Origin of the sequence: Streptomyces sp. MB09-02B (genome assembly GCF_033794485.1) — a bacterium.
GTDB lineage: Bacteria > Actinomycetota > Actinomycetes > Streptomycetales > Streptomycetaceae > Streptomyces.
Map to the genome: position 1 here is coordinate 1 of NZ_JARGEE010000781.1, position 1,985 is coordinate 1,985.

Genomic DNA, 1,985 nt, shown 5'->3' on the forward strand with positions numbered 1-1,985 from the left:
GCCCCGTACCCCTCCGGCGGCCTGCTCGTCGAGGGCACCTGCGACGAGATCGGCCGTCGGCACGTCTGGGTCGCCCTCGGCCCGGAGGGCCCCCGCACGGTCACCTTCGCCACCCGGCTCGGCTCGCTGGACCGCCCCTCCGACCTCGCCGAACGCCTCCCGAAGGCACTCATCCACCGCAACGTCCCCGGCGAACCGGTCCACGCCTTCCTCCGCGACTTCGACCGCGCCTGGGCGGCCGCGGCACCGTACGCCTCGTACGGCGCCCGGCAACGCTGGATCCGCACGATTCGCACACTGAGCGCGGACTGGCCGGTCCGGGACGGGGTCGCGCGCTGGCGCCAGGGCGAAGTGACGGTGGCCTGGGAGGCATTGGCGCCGCGGCCCCACTACTAGCTAGTCGGCGCTCACACCCCGGACCGGTCGACACTCACACCCCGGACCGGTCGGCACTCACATTCTGATCACGCAGAGCGACAATTCAGTGACGTACGGGAACGATCACCTCGGGCCGTTCGTCACACAGGCGGGGGCGGTGTCATGCAGGTGGGAGCAGGGGAGGGAGGAAGAGGCGGCGGGGAGAAGTGAGTTCTTGCCCACCTCTGTCGCATTCCGCGACGCCGTGACACGATCACCCGGGCACCGGGCAAGTTACTGACGGTTAATCAGTTCTGTTTCCATTGGGGTTGGGGGCAAGAGGTATGGGAGTCGGCAAGCGGAGCCTGACCATGGCGGCCGTGGCCGTGGTCTGCGCGATGACCGTCCTGGGCGCACCGGTCACCGCGCACGCGAGCCAGACGAAACCGACGGAGCCGACCCCGAGTCCGACGCCGACACCCTCGGGCTCGTCCTCCCCCGCTCCCGGGTCGACTCCGGTGACGAACGAGGACCTGGAGCGCGTCCGCACGAAGCTGGAGGGCCTCTACCACGACGCCGCGGTCGCCACGGACGCGTACAACGCGGCCGAGGAGAAGGCCGACAAGCAGTCCGAGGAACTCGTCGATCTGGCCAACGAGGTCGTCAAGGGCCAGCAGAAGCTGGACAAGTTGCAGGATCTCATCGGCGCCGCGGCCCGCGCGCAGTACCGGGGCAGCGGCCTCCCGCCCGAGGTGCGGCTGTGGCTGAGCGAGAACCCCCAGGACTTCCTGGAGGGGGCGGACCGCCTGCGTCAGGGCCAGCTCGCGACCAAGGGGCTGCTCGCCGAAATGACCAGGACCCAGCAGGACTTGGAGCAGTACTCCAAGGACGCCTCCGCGCGCTGGGAGAAGCTGGAGGCCAACCGCAAGGCCAAGGAGAAGGCCAAGAAGAAGATCAAGAAGCAGATCGCCGCCGCCGAGGAGCTGGAAGGGCAGCTGGAGGACGACGAGCGGGAGCGGCTGGCGCAGTTGGAGGAGGATGCCGCGCAGAGGTCACAGGCGGCGTGGCTGGACTCCGGCATACTCGCCGAGATCAACGGCAAGGCGTCGCCGCAGGGCAAGAAGGCCGTCGAGTTCGCCACGAACCAAATAGGCAAGTGGTACGAATGGGGCGCCGAGGGGCCCGACACCTACGACTGCTCCGGCCTCACCAGCGAGGCGTGGGCCGCCGCCGGGCTGGCCATCCCGCGCACCTCCCAGGAGCAGTGGCGTCAGCTCAAGCACATCGACATCCAGGACATGCGCCCCGGCGACCTCATCATCTACAACGCCGACGCCAGCCACGTCGCCATGTACCTGGGTGACGGCTCCATCGTCCACGCCCCCCGCCCGAACCGAAAGGTGACGATCGCGGGCGCGGGCACGATGCGGATCCTGGGCGTCGTACGCCCGGACGTGTGAGCCGGCGGCTGACGCGCCTGGGCTGAGGGCGGTGGCCCTGGCGGTGGCGGTGCGTGGCGTGGCGTGGCGGCCCAGCGGGAGGGGTGCGAGCCAAGGCTTGAGGCAGCCGAACAACGGCCGCGCCCCGCGCAACCCCCGCCATCCCCGCCACCCCACCCACCACTCCAC

General features: G+C 70.1%; 1 protein-coding gene and 1 pseudogene. Both read left to right on the forward strand.

Annotated features, from left to right (window positions below):
- Window positions 1-396: pseudogene (locus P1P70_RS43980) on the forward strand (class I SAM-dependent methyltransferase); the annotation flags it as partial.
- Window positions 397-701: 305 nt separating this feature from the next.
- Window positions 702-1,817, forward strand: coding sequence for a C40 family peptidase (locus P1P70_RS43985; RefSeq protein WP_319248028.1), 1,116 nt, complete (start codon window positions 702-704; stop codon window positions 1,815-1,817).
- Window positions 1,818-1,985 lie beyond the last annotated feature (168 nt).